Genomic DNA, 20295 nt, shown 5'->3' with positions numbered 1-20295 from the left:
ATGCCCGGGGCCGCATTAAAGCTGCTTTATGGGCGCGCATCTTTACGTGCGAGATACGCCTCAACCGCCGCGCCCAGGTCCTCGGCGTTGGGCAGTTCATCATTCTCGTCGGCGAGCAGGGAACGGCGGACTGTTCCCTCGGCCTTGTCGTCATAGCGGGACTCCAGCTTGGAAACCACCTGCTGCACGTCCTCGGATGCTTCCACTTGTTCGGCGATCTGCCTGCCCACTTCCCTGCCGGCCTCGCGAAGCCGGTCCGTCGGCAGCATCAGGGACGTGGCCGCACCGAGGTATTCGAGTCCTGCGACCGCTGCCGGCGGGTACTCGGCATCGGCGAGGTAGTGCGGGACGTGGATAACGTACCCGGCCACTTTCCGCCCGGCCTCAACCAGCCGCAACTCGAGGATGTGGCCGACGGCCGCAGGAACCTCAACAGTCGGCTTCCACGTGGAAATGCCTTCGATGAGTTCCGGGCGGTTACCGTGCACCGTGACACCGACCGGCCGGGTGTGCGGAACAGGCATGGGAATGGAGTGGATCCAGGTCACCAAGTTGACGTCCAGTTTTTCCACAATCCCGACGACGGCGCGCGCGAAACGCTCCCATTGGAGATCAGGTTCAAAACCGGCAAGCAGGAGGAACGGCTCGCCCAAGCCGTCATTCAGCTTGTAAAGCGCCAGTTGAGGGGCTTTGTAGTCCTCCAGATGGTCTTCGACGAAACTGATGTGGGGACGGCGCGTGCGGTAGTCGATGAGCTGGTCGGCGTCGAACACAGCCACGGTCTCGACTTCGAGCGTATCCAGTAGTTCCCGGTTGATCTGCTGGACCACGTGACCGGCATCAGCGAATCCGGTGAAGCCCATCAGCATGTTCAGGCCCCTGATATCCGGGCTGTGGAAGAGCTCGATGTTGCTCGCATAGAGCGACTCAGGGTCAAGGAGTGAGCCGGAAATCCGTTCAAACACGGCATGTTCCTTTCGCAGTTTCAAATTCTTGGAGGAGCAGGCGGCTGCACGCCGCAGCAGACGCCTCGGCGGCCGGCCACGCTCCATGTATTGGTACAACGCCCCGGACGGGCCGCGCATTCCTGTCGGCCAATGTGCCGCAACTCTCATTTAATTGCTTTCCCGCGCAACAGACAGACTACGATCGAGACGTGCCGCCGTGTGCGGACCCAAGCAACCACCGACGTTGTCACAAGCGGACAACCGAGGGGTACCAGGGCCGGGCGCCTAACATGCAGCCCGGCCAAGCCATGCAGAGAGAGATGAGGACAAATCCTCGTGGTGAAGACTACAGACATCACCCTTGGCACTATTGCCAAGGACCTGAAGAAGGCGCCCAGCGACGCACTCGTGATAGCCGTTGGACAGGGGGAAGACGGGCCGGTACTGCTCGGGAACCCGCTGGGGGCGAAGGCCGCGGAAACCCTCGCCGCTTCATTCGGCCTCCTCGGCATCACGGGAGCACCCGATCAGGTACACCGTCTGCCTGGTCTTCCGGAGACCGGTTCGGGCGTCCTCGTCCTGGCAGGTGTCGGCAAGGTCGCCGGCGACGCCCTCCTCGCCGAGGAAACCCTGCGCCGGACTGCAGGATCCGCCGTCCGCCAACTGGCCGGTTTGTCCTCCGTGACGCTGGCCCTCCCGACGGCGTCCCTCGCCGACGTCGCAGCCGTCGCCGAAGGCGCCGTGCTGGGTTCGTATTCCTATACGGAGCACCGCTCCAGCAAGGACGGCCTCAAGGATCCGGTCGGCAAGGTCCTGATCCACACGGCGTTTGACGGCAAGGACGTCGAGCCCGCGCTCGATCGGGCACTTCTCGTGGGACGCGCGGTCAACGACACCCGCACCCTCGTCAACCAGCCTCCGAGCCACCTTTACCCAGAGTCCTTTGCCGAAGCTGCCAAGGAACTCTCCAAGGGACTGCCCGTCAAGGTCACCGTGTGGGACGAAAAGCGCCTCGAAAAGGACGGTTTCGGCGGAATCCTGGGCGTTGGCAAGGGTTCAACCCGCCAGCCGCGCCTCGTCAAGGTCGAGTACGCCCCGGCCAAGGCCACCAAGAAGATCGCGCTCGTCGGCAAGGGCATCACCTTTGACACCGGCGGCATTTCCATCAAGCCTGCCCTCGGCATGGGCGACATGAAGAGCGACATGGCGGGCGCCGCCGTCGTACTTAATACTGTCCTGGCCGTCGCCGGGCTCGGGTTGCCCGTCAAGGTGACCGCGTGGCTCTGCATCGCCGAGAACATGCCGTCCGGCGCTGCACAGCGCCCGGCTGACGTTCTCACGGTGTACGGCGGCAAGACGGTCGAGGTCCTCAACACCGACGCCGAGGGACGCCTGGTCATGGCCGACGGAATCGTCGCGGCCAGCCTCGAGCAGCCGGACGCCATCATCGACGTCGCGACGCTGACGGGCGCCCAGCTGATCGCCCTCGGCAACCGCACTGCCGGTGTCATGGGTTCCGACGCCGTCACAGGCGCCCTCAAGTCCGCTGCGGACCGCGCGGGCGAACTCGTCTGGCCGATGCCGCTGCCGGAAGAACTGCGGGCCAGCCTCGATTCGCAGGTGGCCGACATCGCCAACATCGGCGAACGCCACGGCGGAATGATGACTGCGGCCGTGTTCCTGCGCGAGTTCGTCGGCAAGGACGCCGAGGGCAAGCAGATCCCCTGGGCACATGTCGATATCGCCGGCCCGTCCTTCAACAACGGCAGCCCCTACGGCTACACGCCCAAGCAAGGCACGGGCTGCACTGTCCGGACGCTACTCGCCTACGTCGAAGACATGCTGGCCACGGCCTAAGCGCGTCCCCAAGTGGGGCCGGTTCATGACCGGCCCCACGGCCCGACGTGAGTCTGGCCACAAGCGCCCCACAAATGCCCCGGCAGGGTGGAGCATGGATAAGTGGTTCGCTAAGGTGAACCAAAGTAGTCACAAATGCAAGAGAACTTCGGTGCTGGCATAATCGCGGCAGTACAAGTTCCAAGACCAGATGACGCGTAGTCGCGTGTCATCGCTCACGCGAGGGAGCGTCCTAGTGGCCGATCAGGCAACTGCGCAAGAATTCGACATCCTGGTACTCGGTGGCGGCAGCGGCGGCTACGCCACGGCTCTGCGTGCCGTTCAGCTAGGTTTCACCGTTGGCCTCGTCGAGAAGGGAAAGCTCGGCGGCACCTGCCTGCACAACGGGTGTATCCCCACCAAGGCCCTGCTGCACTCGGCGGAACTGGCCGACCACGCACGCGATTCCGCCAAGTACGGAGTCAACGTCACGCTGGACAGCATCGACATCACGGCCGTGAACGCCTACAAGGACGGAATCGTCGCCGGTAAGTACAAGGGCCTGCAGGGACTCATCAAGTCCAAGGGCATCACGGTCATCGAAGGCGAAGGCAAGCTGCAGGGCACCGACACCGTCGTCGTGAACGGCACAGCCTACAAGGGCAAGAACATCGTCCTGGCCACGGGTTCCTACTCCCGTTCCCTGCCCGGCCTGGAAATCGGCGGCCGGGTCATCACCTCCGATGAAGCGCTGACCATGGACTACATCCCCAAGAGCGTCATCGTGCTCGGCGGCGGCGTCATCGGCGTCGAATTCGCTTCCGTGTGGAAGTCCTTCGGCGTCGACGTCACGATCGTTGAAGGCCTCCCCTCCCTCGTTCCCAACGAGGACGCCGCCATCGTGAAGAACCTTGAGCGCGCCTTCAAGAAGCGCGGCATCAAGTTCAGCACCGGCGTCTTCTTCCAGGGCGTCGAGCAGGACGACAACGGCGTGAAGGTCACGCTGGTTGACGGCCAGACCTTCGAAGCCGATCTCCTCCTTGTTGCCGTGGGCCGTGGCCCCGTCACCGCCAACCTCGGTTACGAAGAAGCCGGCGTCACCATCGACCGCGGCTTCGTCATCACCAACGAACGCCTGCACACCGGCGTCGGCAACGTCTACGCCGTCGGCGACATCGTCCCCGGCGTCCAGCTGGCCCACCGCGGGTACCAGCAGGGCATCTTCGTCGCCGAAGAGATCGCCGGCCTCAATCCGGTGGTCGTCGAAGACGTGAACATCCCGAAGGTCACCTTCTGCGAACCTGAAATCGCCACCGTTGGCTACACCGAAAAGGGCGCCAAGGAGAAGTTCGGCGAGGACCAGGTCCAGACCCAGGAATACAACCTGGCCGGCAACGGCAAGAGCTCCATCCTGGGCACCGGCGGCATCGTGAAGGTGGTCCGCCAGAAGGACGGTCCGGTTGTCGGTATCCACATGATCGGTTCCCGCATGGGCGAGCAGATCGGCGAAGCACAGCTGATCGTCAACTGGGAAGCACACCCGGAGGACGTGGCCCAGTTCATCCACGCACACCCGACGCAGAACGAGACCCTGGGCGAAGTCCACCTCGCGCTGGCAGGAAAGCCGCTCCACGGCTAAGTCTTTACGCAAGACACCCGGTCCTGCGCCCGCACGAACTGCGGGCGCAGGACCCCAGCAGGCAACACTCATCCGCACTAAAGATCAATAAGGAGAACGGGGACGACATGTCTGAATCCGTTAACTTGCCCGCCCTCGGTGAAAGCGTCACCGAAGGCACCGTCACTCGCTGGCTCAAGCAGGTTGGTGACCGAGTGGAAGTCGACGAGCCCCTGCTCGAAGTTTCCACCGACAAAGTAGACACCGAAATCCCGTCCCCTATTGCCGGCATCATCGAAGAAATCCTCGTAGCTGAAGACGAGACCGCCGAAGTCGGCGCTCCCCTAGTCCGGATCGGCAGCGGCAGCAACGGCGCTGCAGCGCCCGCAGCCGCTCCTGCGGAAGAAGCACCGGCAGCCCCCGCACCGGCAGCTGAGGCTGCACCTGCCCCTGAAGCGGCACCGGCTCCCGCAGCCGAAGAATCCGCAGCCCCCGCCGCAGCATCCGGGGAGGCATCGGGTCACGACGTGACTCTCCCCGCCTTGGGTGAAAGCGTCACCGAAGGCACCGTCACCCGCTGGCTCAAGGCCGTCGGCGACACCGTCGAGGTGGACGAACCGCTCCTCGAGGTCTCCACCGACAAGGTCGACACCGAGATCCCCTCCCCCGTGGCCGGTACTTTGCTCGAAATCCGCGTCAACGAAGACGACACTGCTGAAGTCGGTTCCGTTCTTGCCGTCATCGGCTCCGGCGCCCCCGCCGCAGCAGCACCGGCACCCGCCGCCGCACTGGCACCCGCAGCCGCTCCGGCACCTGTAGCAGCAGCCCCCGCCGCGGCGGCACCCGTTGTTGAAGCCGTACCCGCTCCGGCAGCACCGGCACCGGCAGCAGCACCGGCTGCCGCGGCACCGGTTGCCGCACCCGCAGCGTCTTCGAGCGAGTCCGGCTACGTCACTCCCCTCGTCCGCAAGCTGGCCAACCAGAACGGTGTCGACATCACCACCGTGACGGGCACCGGCGTCGGCGGCCGTATCCGGAAGCAGGACGTGCTTGCCGCGGCCGACGCAAAGAAGGCCGCAGCCGCTGCGCCGGCGTCCGCAGCTCCCACGACCCCCGGCAAGCCTGCTGCCGCCCCCGTGGCGGCCTCTTCGCTCCGCGGGACCGTGGAGAAGGCCCCGCGCATCCGCCAGGTCATCGCCCGCCGCATGCGCGAGTCCCTCGAAACCTCAACGCAGCTCACCCAGGTGCACGAGGTCGACATGACCAAGATCGCCAAGCTCCGCCTCAAGGCCAAGGGCTCTTTCGAGGCCCAGAACGGCGTCAAGCTGACCTTCCTGCCGTTCATCGCCAAGGCCGTGGCCGAAGCCTTGAAGCAGCACCCCAAGCTGAACGCTGCGTACGACGAAGCCAAGCAGGAAATCACGTACCACAACGCGGAACACCTCGCGATCGCGGTGGACACCGACAAGGGCCTGCTGGTCCCGGTGATTTCCGACGCCGGCAACTTGAACCTTGCCGGCCTGGCCAGCAAGATCGCCGATGTCGCCGGCCGTACGCGCCAGGGGAAGATCGGTCCGGACGAGCTGTCCGGCGGTACCTTCAGCATCACCAACATCGGGTCTGTCGGCGCGTTGTTCGACACGCCGATCATCAACCAGCCCCAGGTGGGCATCCTGGGCACCGGCGCGATCGTCAAGCGTCCGGTTGTCGTTGCCGACGAGAACGGTGACGACTCGATCGCCATCCGCTCCATGATGTACCTGTCCCTCACGTACGATCACCGCCTGGTTGACGGTGCCGACGCTGGCCGCTTCCTGCAGACCCTCAGGGCCCGCCTTGAGGAAGGTTCCTTCGAAGCCGACCTGGGCCTCTGATTCCAGTCATAGTGTGACGGGAAGGTCCCGACGGGAAACCGCCGGGACCTTCCCGTTTTTCATGCCCGGATATTGCCCCGTGGCTTTGCTACGGCTCGTAGAAGATTCTGGATAAGCTGGAGCCATGACTATCCTCTTCAACGTCCTGCTGTTCTTGCACATCGTCGGCGCAGCCATGATTGTGGGCTACTGGATCGCCACCATGAAGCAGCCGACTGTGCACCCGCGCCAGCGGGATGGCGCCTTCGTGCAGCTGATCACCGGTATTGCGATGATGGGAATCCTGCCCATGCTGCCCAATGCCGACCCTAACTACTTCAAGCTCGGCATCAAGTTCGCGATCGGTCTCGCAGTGGCCGTGCTCGCCGTCATCGGCTCGCGCAAGGTCAAGAAGGGCGAACCGGTCTCGACCGGCCTGGCCCACGGCGTCGGAGGCCTGGGATTGCTCAACATCGCCATCGCCACGATCTGGCAGTAATCCCCGCGTGGCAGTCACAATCCTCTGAGAGCGGACAGCGGTGCGCCGCCGCCGTCGAATCCCTAGGATTGATCCCGGCGGCATCCGGTTTCCGGATGCCAATTCGCAACGACGCTGAGGAGTGAACATGGCTACAACACGCACCGCACACACCGTATGGAACGGCAACCTGATCGAAGGCGCCGGCAACACCACGCTGGACAGCTCCGGACTCGGAACCTTCAACGTCACGTGGAAGGCCCGCGCGGAGTCCGCAGAGGGCAAGACCAGCCCCGAAGAGCTGATTGCCGCAGCACACTCGGCATGCTTCTCGATGGCGTTCAGCAACGGCGTGGCAGGTGCGGGCTTCACGCCGGAAGAGGTCAACACCAAGGCCGACGTCACCTTCCAGCCGGGCGAGGGCATCACGGGCATCCACTTGACCGTGAGCGCACGCATCCCCGGTGTCTCCGAAGAAGAATTCCAGCGCCTCGCCGAGGACGCGAAGGTCAACTGCCCGGTATCCCAGGCACTCCGGGCAACTCCGATCACGCTGGATGCCACGCTCGCTTCCTAGCGGCAACACGTCCAAAGCAGCGAAGTCCCCGCCTTTCCATCCGGAAGGGCGGGGACTTCGTTTTGCCGGCCTTCAGCCAGCCCTATTGCGGCCTCGCGGGCAAGGCCGCGGGGCGCACCTGGCGGTAGCCTTCACGCAGCGGTGGCCGGTCCGTGGGTAGTTCCTGGACCATTTCCTTGAGCGCGCCGATCCCGTACTCCAGCTGGGGATCCGTGCCGGCCGCATAGGCGTGGGGCGGGAACACCACTTCAATGTCCGGCTCAACCCCGAAATTCTCCACGCTCCAGCCGATGCCGCCTGAGAACCACGTGGCATAGCGCGGTTGGGTCACCCCTGTGCCGTCAGCCAGGGAGAAACGGTTGTCGATGCCCACGACGCCGCCCCAGGTCCGGGTGCCGATGACCGGGCCGATGCCGCGGAGTTTGGACACCTGGGTGATGATGTCGCCGTCGGAACCCGCGAATTCGTCGGCCAGGATGATGACGGGGCCACGCGGGGCGTGATGCGGGTAGGTGCGCGGCTTTTCGCCGCGGGGCATGCTCCAGCCGGTGACCTTGCGTCCGATCAGTTCCGCCACGAGCTGCGAGGTGTGGCCGCCACGGTTCCGCCGCACATCGACAACCAACCCGTCCAGCGCGGTCTCGGTATCGAGGTCCCGGTGAAGCTGCGCCCAGCCGTTGGCCATCATGTCCGGGACATGCAGGTACCCGAACTTTCCGTCCGAGGCCTCGCGCACGGTGCGCCTGTTGGCGTGCACCCATTCCTGGTACCGCAAGCGTTCCTCATCCTTCACCGGAACGACGGCGATCCGCCGCTGCTGGCCGGCCCCCTCGCCGTGCCCGCCGCCATTCAAGATCGTGAGTTCCACCGTCCGGCCCGCTGCGCCCACCAGCTGTTTGGCTGGAGTACGGTCCGCGGAGAGCCCGACGCCGTCGATCGCCAGGACAACGTCGCCCACCTTCGCGTCGGATCCCGGCCGCGTCAGCGGAGAGTTGGCCAAGGGGTCCGAAGAGTCTCCGGCGAGGATGCGCGTGATCTCCCAACCGGCCTCCGTGAGCTTGAGGTCGGCGCCGAGCCTGCCCTGTCCATTGCTCCCGGGTTCGCTTACCGCCACCGGACGCACGTAGGCGTGGGAAGTGCCCAGCTCACCGTGCAGTTCCCACAGAAGGTCCACCAGGTCGTCGTGCGAGCCCAAGCGTTCGACGACGGGACGGTACCGTCCATGTACCGATTCCCAGTCCTGGCCGGCCATGTCTTCGGTCCAGAAGAAGTCCCGCTGCAGTCGCCACGCTTCGTCGAACGCCTGTCCCCACACGGCCAACGGATCCATGACCACCCGGATCCGGTTCAGCTCAACCTTGACCAGCTCGCCCGATTCTTCCTCAACCTTGGCGTCGGACGGTACGGCGACAACCTTCTTGTCGTTGACGAAGACCAGTTTCTTGCCGTCTCCGGACAATCGGTAGCGCTCAACCGCGGACGCGAGTGTGACCTGCTTCTGCTTCGAAAGCTCGTAGCGGACCAGCGCCGGAGCGGGTGCCTTGTCCTGCACCGTGCCGCGGCCATCTCCCGTGACGCCTGAGAGCGGGGTGTCGAGCCACAGCAGTGCGCCGTTGGAGGCCGAAAGGGCCGAGTAGTTGCCCTGCGGCACGGGGACGCCGATGACGCGCAACGGCAGCCCCTCACGGTCCACACGGACCTTGACGGGGGTCCCGGCGCCATCCCCCGGACCAAACTTCTCGCCGTTCTTCCCTTCGGGTACGGCGTCCGCTTCGTCCTCGTCCAGCAGGTCCACCACCGGGCCGAAGGGCGAAGGAGTGGCTGCAGCCAGCGCCACGAGGTACGGCTTGATGGGGCTGGGGAAAGACAAGTCGAAGGCATGGCCGTCATAGACCGGATCAAAGCTGCGGTTCGAGAGGAAGGCCAGGAATTTGCCATCGGGAGTGAAGGCCGGCGATTCGTCGCAGAAGCGGCCATCGGTGACCTCCACGATGTCTTCCGGGTTGGCGGTGCTGACCATGCGCAACTTGCTCCGCGACCCGAAGGACGTCACAGGCTCGGACCAAGCGAGCCATTGTGAGTCCGGCGACCATGCGAGGCCTTCGATGCTGCCGTCCCCTACGCTGACAAGCAGCGACAACGTGCCACTGGCAGTGTCGGCGAGGTAGGCGTCCCCGAATGCGGTACCCACGGCAAGCCACCGGCCATCTGGACTGGCTTCAAGGGCGCTTGGACGGGCTGCCTTGGGGAAGTCGATCCTCAGGAAGTCGAGCCGCGACTCCTCGGCTCCGCCACCCGCGGAGTCGGCCGGGACAGCCTCGGCGTCCGCGGACGCCGTAGCGCGCTCGGCGTGCGGTTCCGGCAGCCGAACCGCGGACGTCACGGGCTGCCCCGCAATGGCCGATGCCGAGACCGGGCGGGGCAATTGTCCGGCGCCGTCCTCTTCAGCTTCGCGTGGCGCGGGTCCAGCGTCCTGGACTGGCGCCTCGACGGCAGGCCGCGAAAAACGCGGGGCAATCCTCTTGATGTACAGGGAATCGACGCCGTCGTGGTCTGCTACATAGGCGATACGACCGTCAACAAGGGGGCGGGGAAGCCTTGCGCGCACGCCCGGGGTCGCTTCGACAACCCGGGACGGTCCGTCCTTGTGGCGCAGCCAGTGGATGGTTCCGTGGGATTCCACCGCGCTGGCCGAACCTGCTGCGTTGGGGAACACGTCGCCCAAGTGGGCGGCGGCATTGAGGGGTGACGGGCGGCGCGACTGGGATGCCGAGCCCAGCGAGATGTCCACCCGCGCGGCCTCGGCATCGGCATCGAGCGTCGGCAGGATCCACAACTCACCCGCCGATTCAAAGATGACCCGCTTGCCGTCGCTCGCGGCGTGCCGGACGTAGAAGTCTTCGTGATCGGTATGCCGGCGCAGATCCGAACCGTCCGGCTGCACTGAATAGAGATTTCCGTACCCCTCATGGTCTGAGAGGAAGGCGATCCGTCCACCTACCCACAGCGGGTCCGCGAGGTTCCCGTCGAACCCGGGAAGCAAGCGGGCGAACTCGCCGTTCCCGTCGGCGTCGATCCACAGTTTTCCGGCGGTACCGCCGCGGTACCTCTTCCACCAGGCAGGCTCGCGGGAAAGCACGCTCGCAAGGACAACGGGACGCTCGTCCCCCACTTCCGGGCCGAACGCCACCGATTCGACGGGGCCGAAGGGAAGCTCGACGGCGGGGCCGCCATCGAATGGCAAGGCGTACGCATGCGTGTGCCGCCCCTCAGCCTGTTCGAAAGCCGTGGTGACCACAATGTCGCCTGTGGAGGTGAATCCCTTGACGCGGGTGGTGCTGTGGCCGAAGTAGCTCAACTGCCGGTACCCGCCGCCGTCGACCTCTGCCGTCACCACCTCGGGAGCGGTCCCGACGATCGTCGTCCAGACGAGCCGCTTTCCGTCCGGGGTGAAGCGCGGATTGCGTGCAGGAAGCTGCTGGGCCGAGATCCGCCACGCGCGGCCTCCGGCCACGGGCGCAATCCAAACGTCGTCTTCGGCCACGAAAGTGATCAAATCACCGTGCAAATGCGGGAAACGGAAGTAGCTGGAGGAGGTCATTGTTCGATCATAGTCAAAGGAGAACCGAGCCCTTTTGAGGCCTGCCGTAATGCCGAAGTGATGCTTGCCATGATGAGATGGGGCATGCGAATCGTGATCTCGGGTGCTTCAGGATTCATCGGAACCGCGCTCTCCGCCCATCTCCTCGGCAGTGGGCACGACGTCGTCCGGCTCGTCCGCCGTCCGCCAGCAGGAGCCGCCGAGGCATATTGGGATCCGGCCGCGGGTCAATTGGATGAGGCGGTACTCGACGGTGTGGACGCCGTGGTCAACCTCTCCGGGGCAGGCATCGGGGAGCGCCGCTGGACCAAAGCACGCGTGCGGGACATCATCGACTCACGTTTGCGGACAACAAAAACGCTCACGGCAGCCATGGGACGGCTGGGAACTCCGCCCGGAACGTTCCTGAGCCAGTCGGCCTCGGGTTACTACGGCTCGTCCCGTGCCGGCCTGCTCCGCGAGGACGCGGGGCCAGGCAAAGGCATGCTGGCCACCCTGTGCGTCGATTGGGAGGCCGCCGCCCACACGGCACCCGCCGGCGTGCGGGTGGTGACGCCGCGTACGGGTGTGGTCCTCAGCCCTGATGGCGGAGCGCTGGGGCCGCTCCTTCCGTTGTTGAAGATGGGCGTGGGCGGACCACTCGGTAACGGCCGGCAGTATTGGCCGTGGATTTCCCTCGTGGATGAAGTTTCAGCCTTCGAATACCTGCTCAACTCCCCGCTCGAAGGTCCCGTCAACGTGTGCGCCCCGGAAAGTGCCGACGTCAACGCCATCGTTGCGCAGCTGGCGGCGGCCCTGCACCGGCCGGCTTTCCTTCGCGTACCTGCCCCCGCGCTGCGACTTGCCCTCGGCAGCCATTTGGCAGAGGAACTTGTCCTTGCCAACCAGCGCATGGAACCGGCACGGCTGATGGACTCAGGCTTTGCCTGGCAGCACCCCGCGCTGGCGGACGCCGCCCGATGGGTGGCAAACGGCGGCAAATGATCGCTTAAGACTGCTTTGCCAGGATCTCGGTGATCCTCCATGCGTCCTCGCCACGCAGGAGAACCACCCTGAGTTCCAGTGGTTCGCCCCGGGGACGCGCTCCGACTACCTTCCCAGAGGCGTCCCGTTCTTCATAGGCGGAGGTTTCCACCGTGACAGCGACCGTTGCCCCGTCCGGGCCGGAAGGGCCCTCCACGCTCACGCTGGTTAGAGTGGTGGTGAAGCCAGCGAGCACCAGGCCGGCGCGGATCAATTCATCCCTGAGCCTTCCATCCGAGGCCGCGGCCGCCGAGCCCTGCACATTGACGTGGTCCAGGAGCGCAAACTTGCCGGAACTCAACGCTGTGTCCCGGATCGCCGACAGTCCCCTGATCGCTTCCTCGGGGTTTGGTGATCGGATCATGTTCCGTGCCGCCGCCGGAACCTCTGCCGCCGCGGGAACTCCGTCGAGGACGGTCTCAGGCGCCGAAGCGGAGGCTCCGGCCGCCGGTCCCCGATCCTCGGCCTGCCACGCCGTTCCAGCCCACCACACGGTGGTTATTGTTCCGGCGCCCACAACTATCCCGAGGGCAAGCACAATGGACGCCACCCGCCGTCGTACGGAAACATGCGCAACCGCCCGCCTATGTCTTCGTCCCACTCCCGGACGGCCGAAGCTGAAAAGCGCCGCGATGCGGGCGCGCTTTGAACGGGGACCCAAAGCCCGACGCCGGGTCATCAGTTCCGGAACAACCGTCGCGTGCACCGAAACGGACAGGTCCACGGCCTCCGGCGCTGCGCTCCTGTAGACCGCGACACCCAATTCGGCCGCGGAGGGCCGCTGTTGCCCATCGGGATGGAGCCCGGCCTCGATGGCAACTGCCAGGGCCGTGGGGACCGCGGGCACCAGCAACGTCAGGGGCGGCCTGCGTGCCGCGGTGTCCGGAGCCGAACCGGTGAGGCAATACCAGCCAAGGGCTGCGAGGGCGTAGGTATCGCGCTGCGGCTGGAGTTCCGCGGTCCCGCGGACAACCGGATCCGGATCCACGAATCCGGGAGTTCCGGACTCAGGGACCCCGGCAGCGTCCCCCACTGCGCGGGAAATGCCCATGTCCGAGAGGAGCGGCTTCCCTTGGGCAGTGAAGAGCACATTCCCGGGCGAAACATCGGAATGTGTCATGCCGTGGCGATGCAGAAAGGCCAATACCTGTGCGAGCGGCGTCAGGATAGTCACCGTCTCACCCACGCCAAGACGTCCCCTGCTGGACACCAACTGCCCAAGCGAGCCACCGGGGGCGTAGTCCATGACCACGCCCAAGCCGCCGTCGAAGGACCCTGCCAACTCAACGACGCCGTGGACCTTGACGAGGTGCTCATGGTCCAGGCTGGACAGAAGCCGCACCTCGCGGAGCACGGCAGACTTGGCCTCCCCCGGACTCACCGTCGCCGGTCTGCGGCCAAGGCATTTCACGGCGAAATTGCGCCGCGACCGCTGCTCCGTTGCGAGCCACACCGTGGCGCTCCCGCCGCGCCCCAACTCACGGACCGGAACAAAGCCTGGGATCAAGGGTTCTGAAGGTTCGATTCCCTCGGAAGGCATGACCCCCTCGTGGTCCCGACCACTCTCGCCGCGCGAAAAAGTCTCCATGCTCAACAAATACCGGAAATCGCGGATTGCCGCAGAAGTTATCCACAGGCCAGAAGTCCGCGGCCCCGCAAGCAAGACGAGTACGACTGAGAGCTTGGCCACAAAATCATGGCTTGCGTCCAGCGGGGTCTAAGCTTGTCCCCATGACTCTTGAGTTTTCACAGCTGGGTCTTGCCCCGGATTTCGTTGACTACATGCAGGGCTGGGATATCCAGCGCGAACTCCACAACAAGGTTGTTGCCGGCGAGAAACCGAGCACCGTCCTGCTCCTTGAACATGCTGCGGTGTACACGGCTGGCAAGCTCACGGAGGACCACGAGCGCCCCTTTGACGGCACGCCGGTTGTTCCCGTGGACCGTGGCGGAAAATTGACCTGGCACGGACCGGGACAGCTCATTGCCTACCCCATCCTCAAGCTGAAGAACCGAGCCGGGATCCGTGACTACGTCGAGCGCCTCGAAGCCGTCATGATCGCGATCATGGAGGACTACGGAATCAAGGCCACGCGGGTCAAGGGCCGGGCCGGCGTCTGGGTCCTCGCCGACGAGAAGGGTCCGGACCGTAAGATTGCGGCAATCGGCATCCGTGTCCTCGACGGCGTCACTATGCACGGCGTGGCCATCAACTGCAGCAACGATCTCGCTCCCTACGCGCAGATCATCGCGTGCGGCATCACCGACGCCAGCGTCACCACCATGTCCATTGAGACCGGCAGGACCATCAACCCGGCCGACATTGCCGAGCGCTTCATCGAAGAGTTCCTCAAGCACGAAGAAGCACTCGTATCCAGCCCCGAAGGAGCACTCCAGTGACCCTGGCACCTGAAGGCCGTAAGCTGCTGCGCGTTGAACAGCGCAACAAAGCCGTCCCGGTCGAACGCAAGCCCGAGTGGATCAAGGCCAAGGTCCAGATGGGCCCGGAATTCGTCGGCCTGAAGAACCTCGTGAAAAAAGAAGGCCTGCACACCGTCTGCGAGGAAGCCGGCTGCCCGAACATCTTCGAGTGCTGGGAAGACAAGGAAGCGACCTTCCTGATCGGCGGCTCCGAATGCACCCGCCGCTGCGACTTCTGCCAGATCGACACCGGCAAACCCTCCCCCGTGGACATGTTCGAACCCACCAAGGTCGCCCGCTCCGTCCAAGCCATGCAGCTCCGCTACGCCACCGTCACCGGCGTCGCCCGCGACGACCTCGAAGACGAAGGCGTCTGGCTCTACGCCGAAACCGTCCGCAAGATCCACGAACTGAACCCCGGCACCGGCGTCGAACTGCTCATCCCCGACTTCTCCGGCAAACCCGAACACATCCAAGCGATCTGCGACTCGAACCCGGAGGTCTTCGCGCACAACGTCGAAACCGTGCCCCGGATCTTCAAGCGCATCCGCCCCGCGTTCCGCTACGACCGCTCCCTGGACGTCATCACCCAGGGCCGGGCCGCCGGCATGGTCACCAAATCCAACCTGATCCTGGGCATGGGCGAAACCCGGGAAGAGATCTCCGAAGCCCTGACCGACCTGCACGCCGCCGGCTGTGACCTGATCACCATCACCCAGTACCTGCGCCCCTCCGAACGGCACCTGCCCGTGGACCGCTGGGTCAAACCCCAGGAATTCGTCGAGCTCGCCACCGAAGCCGAGGAAATCGGCTTCCTCGGCGTCATGTCCGGCCCCCTGGTCCGCTCCTCCTACCGCGCCGGACGCCTCTGGGCCACCGCGATGCGCAAGAAAGGCCGCGAAATCCCCGCCCACCTGGCCCACATCGCCGAAGGCATCCAGGACTCCGGCACCACCCGCCAGGAAGCCCGCACCCTCCTCGCACACCACGCATAGCACGTCGGCCCAGCACGGTCAAAGGACCGGATCCCGGACAAATCCGGCGTCCGGTCCTTTGGCATAAATCACGTAGAATTAAGGCACTATGGCGAAATCCCCTGATCCCAGCAACTCGACAACATCGGCTGCCGACGCTCCCAAACGCGGCTTGTTTTCCCGCAAGCCCAAGGAAGCCAAGGCCAAGAAGCCGAGCCAGCTGAAGCAGATCGGCGAGGTCTTCAAGATGACCCGCCGCAATGACCCCATCGTCGTGTGGCTCATGCTTCTGGCGTTCCTTGGCGTCATTGCTGTCAGCCTCGTCGTGGGGCTCCTCCTGAACAACTGGGTCACAGGCCTCATCATCGGCATCCCCTTGGGCCTGCTGGCAGCCGTCTTCATCCTCTCGCGCCGCGCGGAACGTGCGGCCTTCGCACAGATTGAGAACCAGCCCGGAGCTTCCGGTGCGGCTTTGGGGACCCTGCGCCGCGGCTGGATCACCGAGGATCAGCCGGTCGCCGTCAACCCGCGCACCCAGGACGCCGTCTTCCGCGCCATCGGCCGTCCCGGCGTCGTGCTGGTCAGCGAAGGACCGTCGCACCGCGTCAAGCCCCTGGTTGACGCCGAGCGCAAGAAGCTCGCACGTATCCTGCCGAACGTCACCATTCACGTGATCGAAAGCGGCCGTGGCGAAGGCCAGGTTCCCATCAGCCAGATCGCAAAGACCATGAACAAATACAAGAACGAGCTCACTAAGGTTGAGGTCGGCGCTGTCAGCAAGCGGATCTCTTCGCTGGGCAACCGCCTGCCGATCCCCAAGGGCATCGACCCCTATAAGGCACGGCCTGACCGCAAGGCCGCACGCGGACGCTAACCAACACAAAAGCCGCCCGTTCCTGGAATCTCCGGGAGCGGGCGGCTTTTTCGTCTGCGTAGAAAGTTACATCCGAATGAGGATTGTGTTCATGGCTCTGTCATGGAGTCCGCGCTGGTCGGGATCGAAAACAACCGCGGGAATCACCAGGCACAGGAGGATCGTCCTGACCAAAGCAGCCAGGGGTCCCGCCTGTGCTCCCCCGAGCCGTACTACGTGGATGCCGGCAACCCGGTGTCCGATGCTATAGCCCAGCGTGCCGATGAGAAGGATCTGCTCCACGGCAAACACAGCAAGCGTCGCCCATTGGTTGCCGCCGAAGGCAAAGTTGCTGATCACCAGGGCAATGACCCAGTCAATGCAGATTGCCAGGATGCGACGGCCGGCCCGGGCCATTGAGCCGGGGCCGGACTCGGGGAGGCCGAGCCGTGCTCCCGGGTACTTGGAGATTCCGGACGTGTCCGGCCCTGTGAGCCATGAACCAATATCTTTACGATCAACCACACTTCAAGCTTACGGCTTCACCATCGCACGCCCGACGGCGGGAGGTTTCGCCAGTGGGAGATCAGTTGTGTTCACAAGGAAACAGACACACAGGCGTAAGACATAGACTGGCACTGCAGTAGACCAGTAGCGTTTACACGGCAGGCAGTTCTGTAACCTGCTCGAAACAATACCGACACTCCGGGGAAATCCCATTTCCCTATGGTTGGAGAAGTTGCTAGCCGCCGCATCAGGGATACTTTTTTGTTTCCCTGCTTTCGGTTTGCGCTGGATCAGACGGCCCGTGGGGCCTGTTACCTGTTATGCGTTAGGAGCATAGATGTTCAAGACTGCGGACGAAGTCCTCAAGTTCATCAAAGACGAAGATGTTAAATTCGTCGATATCCGCTTCACCGATCTTCCGGGCGTCCAGCAGCACTTCAATGTGCCGGCCAAGAGCGTTGACGCTGACTTCTTTGTCAACGGCCAGCTCTTTGACGGATCTTCCATCCGCGGTTTCCAGGGCATCGCCGAGTCCGACATGCAGCTCATCCCGGACGTCACCACGGCCTTCATCGACGCCTTCCGCATCGAGAAGACCCTCGCGCTGAACTTCTCCATCGTGAACCCGCGTACGGGAGACCCGTACCACCGCGACCCGCGCGGCGTTGCCGAAAAAGCCGAAGCCTACCTGGCCTCCACCGGCATTGCGGACACGGCATTCTTTGCTCCCGAAGCTGAGTTCTACGTCTTCGACAACGTCCAGTTCGAATCCTCCCCGCAGGGTTCGTTCTACAAGGTCGACTCGATTGAAGCCCCTTGGAACACGAGCCGCGAAGAAGAAGGCGGAAACCTCGGTTACAAGACCCCCTTCAAGGGCGGTTACTTCCCGGTATCGCCGGTTGACCACCAGGCTGACCTGCGCGACGCGATGTGCCTCGCCCTGGACGAAGCAGGCCTCGAAGTCGAGCGCTCGCACCACGAAGTCGGCGCCGCCGGCCAGGCTGAGATCAACTACAAGTTCACCACTCTGGTGCATGCTGCCGACGACCTGCAGAAGTTCAAGTACGTCATCAAGAACACTGCGTGGGAGTACGGCAAGTCCGTTACCTTCATGCCGAAGCCGATTTTCGGTGACAACGGCTCGGGTATGCACTGCCACCAATCCCTGTGGAGCAACGGCGACCCGCTGTTCTACGACGAGAAGGGCTACGCCGGCCTGTCCGACACCGCGCGCTGGTACATCGGCGGCCTGCTGAAGCACTCCTCTGCCGTACTCGCCTTCACCAACCCCACGGTCAACTCGTACCGCCGCTTGGTCAAGGGCTTCGAAGCTCCCGTCAACATGGTCTACTCGCAGGGCAACCGCTCCGCCGGCATCCGCATCCCGATCACGGGCTCCAACCCGAAGGCCAAGCGCATCGAGTTCCGCGCTCCGGACGCCGCTTCCAACCCGTACCTGGCGTTCTCCGCCCAGCTCATGGCCGGTATCGACGGCATCCGCAACCGCATCGAGCCCCCGGCTCCGATCGACAAGGACCTGTACGAACTGCCTGCCGAGGAAGCCAAGGACATCCCCAAGGCCCCGGGCTCCCTTGAGGAAGCCCTCGAGGCCCTGCGCGAGGACAACGAGTTCCTGCAGGCCGGCGGCGTCTTCACCCAGGACCTGATCGACACCTGGATCGAGTACAAGTACGAGAACGAGATCCGTCCGCTGTCGCTGCGCCCGAACCCGTACGAGTTCGAGCTCTACTACGGCGTCTAGCTAGATTGCAGGGCTAAACCGCCCTGACCGCAAAGCGCCCCCCGCCCGTTCACCGGGCGAGGGGCGCTTCCGCTTTTAACCGCAGCCTCACAATTACTCGCTTCCGGCCGTTGAAGGTTCGAGGCTCCCAGCCTCTGCAAAGGAGAATTTGACGCAGTTTTGACGCAGCTGGGCAAGGTTTAAGAAATGAGGCTTTGGAAAAGACCCATCGTGCACGCAATGGCGGCCCTCGCAGTCATGCTGTTGTGGGCCGCCGGCGCATCAGGAGTTGACCGGATGGCAGCAGCCAACATACCTGCCCCTGCTCCGATTGGTTCGTCAGTTCCCGCGGCAGACGGACAGCCACCCCTGCGCCGCCTCGTCCTCCGCGGCCTCGCCGAGGGGTCGCTGCCCGGAGGCTTCCCGCACGACGAATTTCGAGAAGAAGCGTACACCGAGAAACATCAAGAAAAACACCACGTTGAGCCGACCATCCTGGCTTAGCACTGATGCGCGCCGGAGCCCAACGCCGTCTCTGTTTACCGAATCGGAAATGTCCGCAATGAAATTACCCCACAAAAAAAGACGGCTGTGTCCGCTAAGACACAGCCGTCCTTTGGTAAGGCCCCGGATCGCCGGAGCCGGACCCCCAATTTTCCTACACCCGCCGGCGCCCACTAATCAACCTGAAGAGGAAGACAACAATCGCCAAGACGATAAGTATCGGGGCGATCCAGAGAAGGAACCCCAGGGCCTTTACCGTGCCGCCAATGATAAAGAAAACGATCGCGATGACCGCGACGATTCCGAGGATGACATTCATGATGTACCTTCCGTTTCAGTCGTAAACATTCTGATGATTGCCTTTATCGCTGTGCAAACCTCAGCAACCTTACTGTAAGCATGCTTATTATTCCAATCCGCATCCGCGGAAGCCTGTCGCCGCAGTGGACGCCGTGGTACGTTCAGCGTGATCAGGATGCTTGGAAGCGAGTCCTCACCCCGTCCGGCTCCTGGCGCAACTTCTGAAAGCGGAGGCATACGATGGCAACCTTGATGATCTTCCATGAGGTCGACGACGTTGAGCACTGGCTGAGCTCACCAAAACGGGAAGAAATCTTCGGACCCATGGGTATTACGGTCCGAACGTTCGCAGACCCGGCAAAAACCAACCGTGTCGGCCTGATCGTCGAAGTCCCGGACATGGAAACATTCCAGCGGATGATGGAGTCCGAAGTTGCGGCCGATGCCATGAAATACGACGGCGTGCGCCCGGAAACAATCCTGACGCTCGTCGAGTCCTAGATATGGCCTAGCCGCCGAACCTCCGGTACATGGTCCATTGAGGACCGGAGGAACCACCCAGATATCTGCCCGTTTGGAGAAAACCCGCTTTTGCGTACGCAGCCCGGGCTGCGGGATTGCGTTCGTTAACCGAGAGTACGACGCCGTCCTGCCCGCCACCCAGCCTCGCTGTCAGCTTCTGCGCTTCACGGACCGCAGCTACAGCCGACAGGGAGCCCAGGCCCCTCCCCTGGCTCGGCTGGTCGATCAGGAACCCACGCAGGAGCCACGCGGAATCGTCGTCGGGCCATCCCGCCAAGGTCGCGGCATCGGCCTGCAAGGTGAAGACACCGACGGCGGCACCGGCCGCTTCGATCACGTACGGCCGGCGGCTGTCGTCTTCGAGGCCCATGAGCATCATCTTGAACGGATCCCCTACGAAGTCTTCCTGCCCCGCGGCCAATTCCATCGCCGCGACGTCGCCGAGCGTTATGGCGCGTGCATCGTCGTCGAGATCCTTCAGCGGAATGAGCCACACGGTTTCGAGCATCCTTCGAGCTTAGCCGCCTCTGCCCTCCGCGG

The 20295-nt window shown here is 64.0% G+C and carries 18 protein-coding genes; 12 read left to right on the top strand and 6 right to left on the bottom strand.

What is annotated here, in order from left to right; genetic code table 11:
• Positions 1-26: 26 nt before the first annotated feature.
• Positions 27-965, bottom strand: a complete 939-nt coding sequence (locus tag LFT47_RS08325) for a proteasome assembly chaperone family protein (RefSeq protein WP_236816974.1) — start codon at positions 963-965, stop codon at positions 27-29.
• A gap of 318 nt (positions 966-1283) precedes the next feature.
• Here LFT47_RS08325 and LFT47_RS08320 point away from each other — a divergent pair, with 318 nt between their 5' ends.
• The 5 genes from LFT47_RS08320 to LFT47_RS08300 all read left to right on the top strand — a co-directional run bounded on the left by LFT47_RS08320 (position 1284) and on the right by LFT47_RS08300 (position 7309).
• Positions 1284-2804, top strand: a complete 1521-nt coding sequence (locus LFT47_RS08320; protein ID WP_236816973.1) for a leucyl aminopeptidase — start codon at positions 1284-1286, stop codon at positions 2802-2804.
• A 235-nt stretch (positions 2805-3039) separates the two neighbouring features.
• On the top strand, positions 3040-4422 hold the full coding sequence (gene lpdA / locus LFT47_RS08315) for a dihydrolipoyl dehydrogenase (protein WP_236816970.1): 1383 nt from the start codon (positions 3040-3042) through the stop codon (positions 4420-4422).
• A 107-nt stretch (positions 4423-4529) separates the two neighbouring features.
• Positions 4530-6275 (top strand): 2-oxoglutarate dehydrogenase, E2 component, dihydrolipoamide succinyltransferase, encoded by a 1746-nt coding sequence (sucB, locus tag LFT47_RS08310; protein WP_236816968.1) that lies wholly within the window; start codon positions 4530-4532, stop codon positions 6273-6275.
• A gap of 124 nt (positions 6276-6399) precedes the next feature.
• The gene (locus LFT47_RS08305) at positions 6400-6753 is read left to right on the top strand and encodes a hypothetical protein (protein WP_059389121.1); all 354 of its coding nucleotides are present in this window, start codon (positions 6400-6402) and stop codon (positions 6751-6753) included.
• A 127-nt stretch (positions 6754-6880) separates the two neighbouring features.
• Positions 6881-7309, top strand: a complete 429-nt coding sequence (locus LFT47_RS08300) for an OsmC family protein (protein ID WP_184739048.1) — start codon at positions 6881-6883, stop codon at positions 7307-7309.
• Positions 7310-7391: 82 nt separating this feature from the next.
• Here the strand turns inward: LFT47_RS08300 and LFT47_RS08295 are convergent, their stop codons facing one another.
• Positions 7392-10910: a S41 family peptidase gene (locus LFT47_RS08295; protein WP_236816966.1), complete on the bottom strand. Its 3519-nt coding sequence runs from the start codon at positions 10908-10910 to the stop codon at positions 7392-7394.
• A gap of 84 nt (positions 10911-10994) precedes the next feature.
• On the opposite strand from LFT47_RS08295, the gene LFT47_RS08290 reads away from it, so the two are divergent.
• The gene (locus LFT47_RS08290; protein WP_236816964.1) at positions 10995-11894 is read left to right on the top strand and encodes a TIGR01777 family oxidoreductase; all 900 of its coding nucleotides are present in this window, start codon (positions 10995-10997) and stop codon (positions 11892-11894) included.
• Positions 11895-11898: 4 nt separating this feature from the next.
• Here the strand turns inward: LFT47_RS08290 and LFT47_RS08285 are convergent, their stop codons facing one another.
• Positions 11899-13473 (bottom strand): serine/threonine-protein kinase, encoded by a 1575-nt coding sequence (locus LFT47_RS08285; protein ID WP_236816962.1) that lies wholly within the window; start codon positions 13471-13473, stop codon positions 11899-11901.
• A gap of 191 nt (positions 13474-13664) precedes the next feature.
• Here LFT47_RS08285 and lipB point away from each other — a divergent pair, with 191 nt between their 5' ends.
• The 3 genes from lipB to LFT47_RS08270 all read left to right on the top strand — a co-directional run bounded on the left by lipB (position 13665) and on the right by LFT47_RS08270 (position 16202).
• Positions 13665-14333, top strand: a complete 669-nt coding sequence (lipB, locus tag LFT47_RS08280) for a lipoyl(octanoyl) transferase LipB (protein ID WP_236816960.1) — start codon at positions 13665-13667, stop codon at positions 14331-14333.
• A complete protein-coding gene (gene lipA / locus LFT47_RS08275; protein ID WP_236816959.1) occupies positions 14330-15349 on the top strand; it encodes a lipoyl synthase in 1020 nt (339 codons plus the stop codon). Before lipB ends, lipA begins: the two co-directional genes overlap by 4 nt.
• Before the next feature lie 88 nt (positions 15350-15437).
• On the top strand, positions 15438-16202 hold the full coding sequence (locus LFT47_RS08270; RefSeq protein WP_236816957.1) for a DUF4191 domain-containing protein: 765 nt from the start codon (positions 15438-15440) through the stop codon (positions 16200-16202).
• Positions 16203-16268: 66 nt separating this feature from the next.
• Here the strand turns inward: LFT47_RS08270 and LFT47_RS08265 are convergent, their stop codons facing one another.
• The gene (locus LFT47_RS08265) at positions 16269-16706 is read right to left on the bottom strand and encodes an RDD family protein (protein WP_236816955.1); all 438 of its coding nucleotides are present in this window, start codon (positions 16704-16706) and stop codon (positions 16269-16271) included.
• Between the two features lie 319 nt (positions 16707-17025).
• Here LFT47_RS08265 and glnA point away from each other — a divergent pair, with 319 nt between their 5' ends.
• The gene (gene glnA / locus LFT47_RS08260) at positions 17026-18450 is read left to right on the top strand and encodes a type I glutamate--ammonia ligase (protein ID WP_236816953.1); all 1425 of its coding nucleotides are present in this window, start codon (positions 17026-17028) and stop codon (positions 18448-18450) included.
• Between the two features lie 186 nt (positions 18451-18636).
• On the top strand, positions 18637-18933 hold the full coding sequence (locus LFT47_RS08255) for a hypothetical protein (RefSeq protein ID WP_236816951.1): 297 nt from the start codon (positions 18637-18639) through the stop codon (positions 18931-18933).
• A gap of 154 nt (positions 18934-19087) precedes the next feature.
• Here the strand turns inward: LFT47_RS08255 and LFT47_RS08250 are convergent, their stop codons facing one another.
• On the bottom strand, positions 19088-19252 hold the full coding sequence (locus LFT47_RS08250; RefSeq protein ID WP_184739034.1) for a hypothetical protein: 165 nt from the start codon (positions 19250-19252) through the stop codon (positions 19088-19090).
• 221 nt (positions 19253-19473) lie between these two features.
• Between LFT47_RS08250 and LFT47_RS08245 the strand changes: the two genes are divergently transcribed.
• Positions 19474-19734: a hypothetical protein gene (locus LFT47_RS08245; protein WP_236816949.1), complete on the top strand. Its 261-nt coding sequence runs from the start codon at positions 19474-19476 to the stop codon at positions 19732-19734.
• 7 nt (positions 19735-19741) lie between these two features.
• Here LFT47_RS08245 and LFT47_RS08240 read toward each other — a convergent pair whose 3' ends face one another.
• A complete protein-coding gene (locus LFT47_RS08240; RefSeq protein ID WP_236816947.1) occupies positions 19742-20263 on the bottom strand; it encodes a GNAT family N-acetyltransferase in 522 nt (173 codons plus the stop codon).
• Positions 20264-20295: the final 32 nt, after the last annotated feature.

Source organism: Arthrobacter sp. FW306-2-2C-D06B (assembly GCF_021789175.1).
In the GTDB taxonomy this organism is placed as follows: Bacteria; Actinomycetota; Actinomycetes; order Actinomycetales; family Micrococcaceae; genus Arthrobacter.
This window is presented reverse-complemented; position numbering and strand designations above follow the sequence as displayed.

Bases quoted from the DNA above. Each gene is read 5' to 3' on its own strand.
- lipB (WP_236816960.1), top strand. From the start codon at position 13,665: ATGACTCTTGAGTTTTCACAGCTGGGTCTTGCCCCGGATTTCGTTGAC.
- LFT47_RS08240 (WP_236816947.1), bottom strand. From the start codon at position 20,263: ATGCTCGAAACCGTGTGGCTCATTCCGCTGAAGGATCTCGACGACGAT.
- LFT47_RS08250 (WP_184739034.1), bottom strand. From the start codon at position 19,252: ATGAATGTCATCCTCGGAATCGTCGCGGTCATCGCGATCGTTTTCTTT.
- LFT47_RS08300 (WP_184739048.1), top strand. From the start codon at position 6,881: ATGGCTACAACACGCACCGCACACACCGTATGGAACGGCAACCTGATC.
- sucB (WP_236816968.1), top strand. From the start codon at position 4,530: ATGTCTGAATCCGTTAACTTGCCCGCCCTCGGTGAAAGCGTCACCGAA.
- LFT47_RS08305 (WP_059389121.1), top strand. From the start codon at position 6,400: ATGACTATCCTCTTCAACGTCCTGCTGTTCTTGCACATCGTCGGCGCA.
- LFT47_RS08295 (WP_236816966.1), bottom strand. From the start codon at position 10,910: ATGACCTCCTCCAGCTACTTCCGTTTCCCGCATTTGCACGGTGATTTG.
- LFT47_RS08290 (WP_236816964.1), top strand. From the start codon at position 10,995: ATGCGAATCGTGATCTCGGGTGCTTCAGGATTCATCGGAACCGCGCTC.
- LFT47_RS08270 (WP_236816957.1), top strand. From the start codon at position 15,438: ATGGCGAAATCCCCTGATCCCAGCAACTCGACAACATCGGCTGCCGAC.
- glnA (WP_236816953.1), top strand. From the start codon at position 17,026: ATGTTCAAGACTGCGGACGAAGTCCTCAAGTTCATCAAAGACGAAGAT.
- LFT47_RS08285 (WP_236816962.1), bottom strand. From the start codon at position 13,473: ATGCCTTCCGAGGGAATCGAACCTTCAGAACCCTTGATCCCAGGCTTT.
- LFT47_RS08245 (WP_236816949.1), top strand. From the start codon at position 19,474: ATGGCAACCTTGATGATCTTCCATGAGGTCGACGACGTTGAGCACTGG.
- LFT47_RS08255 (WP_236816951.1), top strand. From the start codon at position 18,637: ATGAGGCTTTGGAAAAGACCCATCGTGCACGCAATGGCGGCCCTCGCA.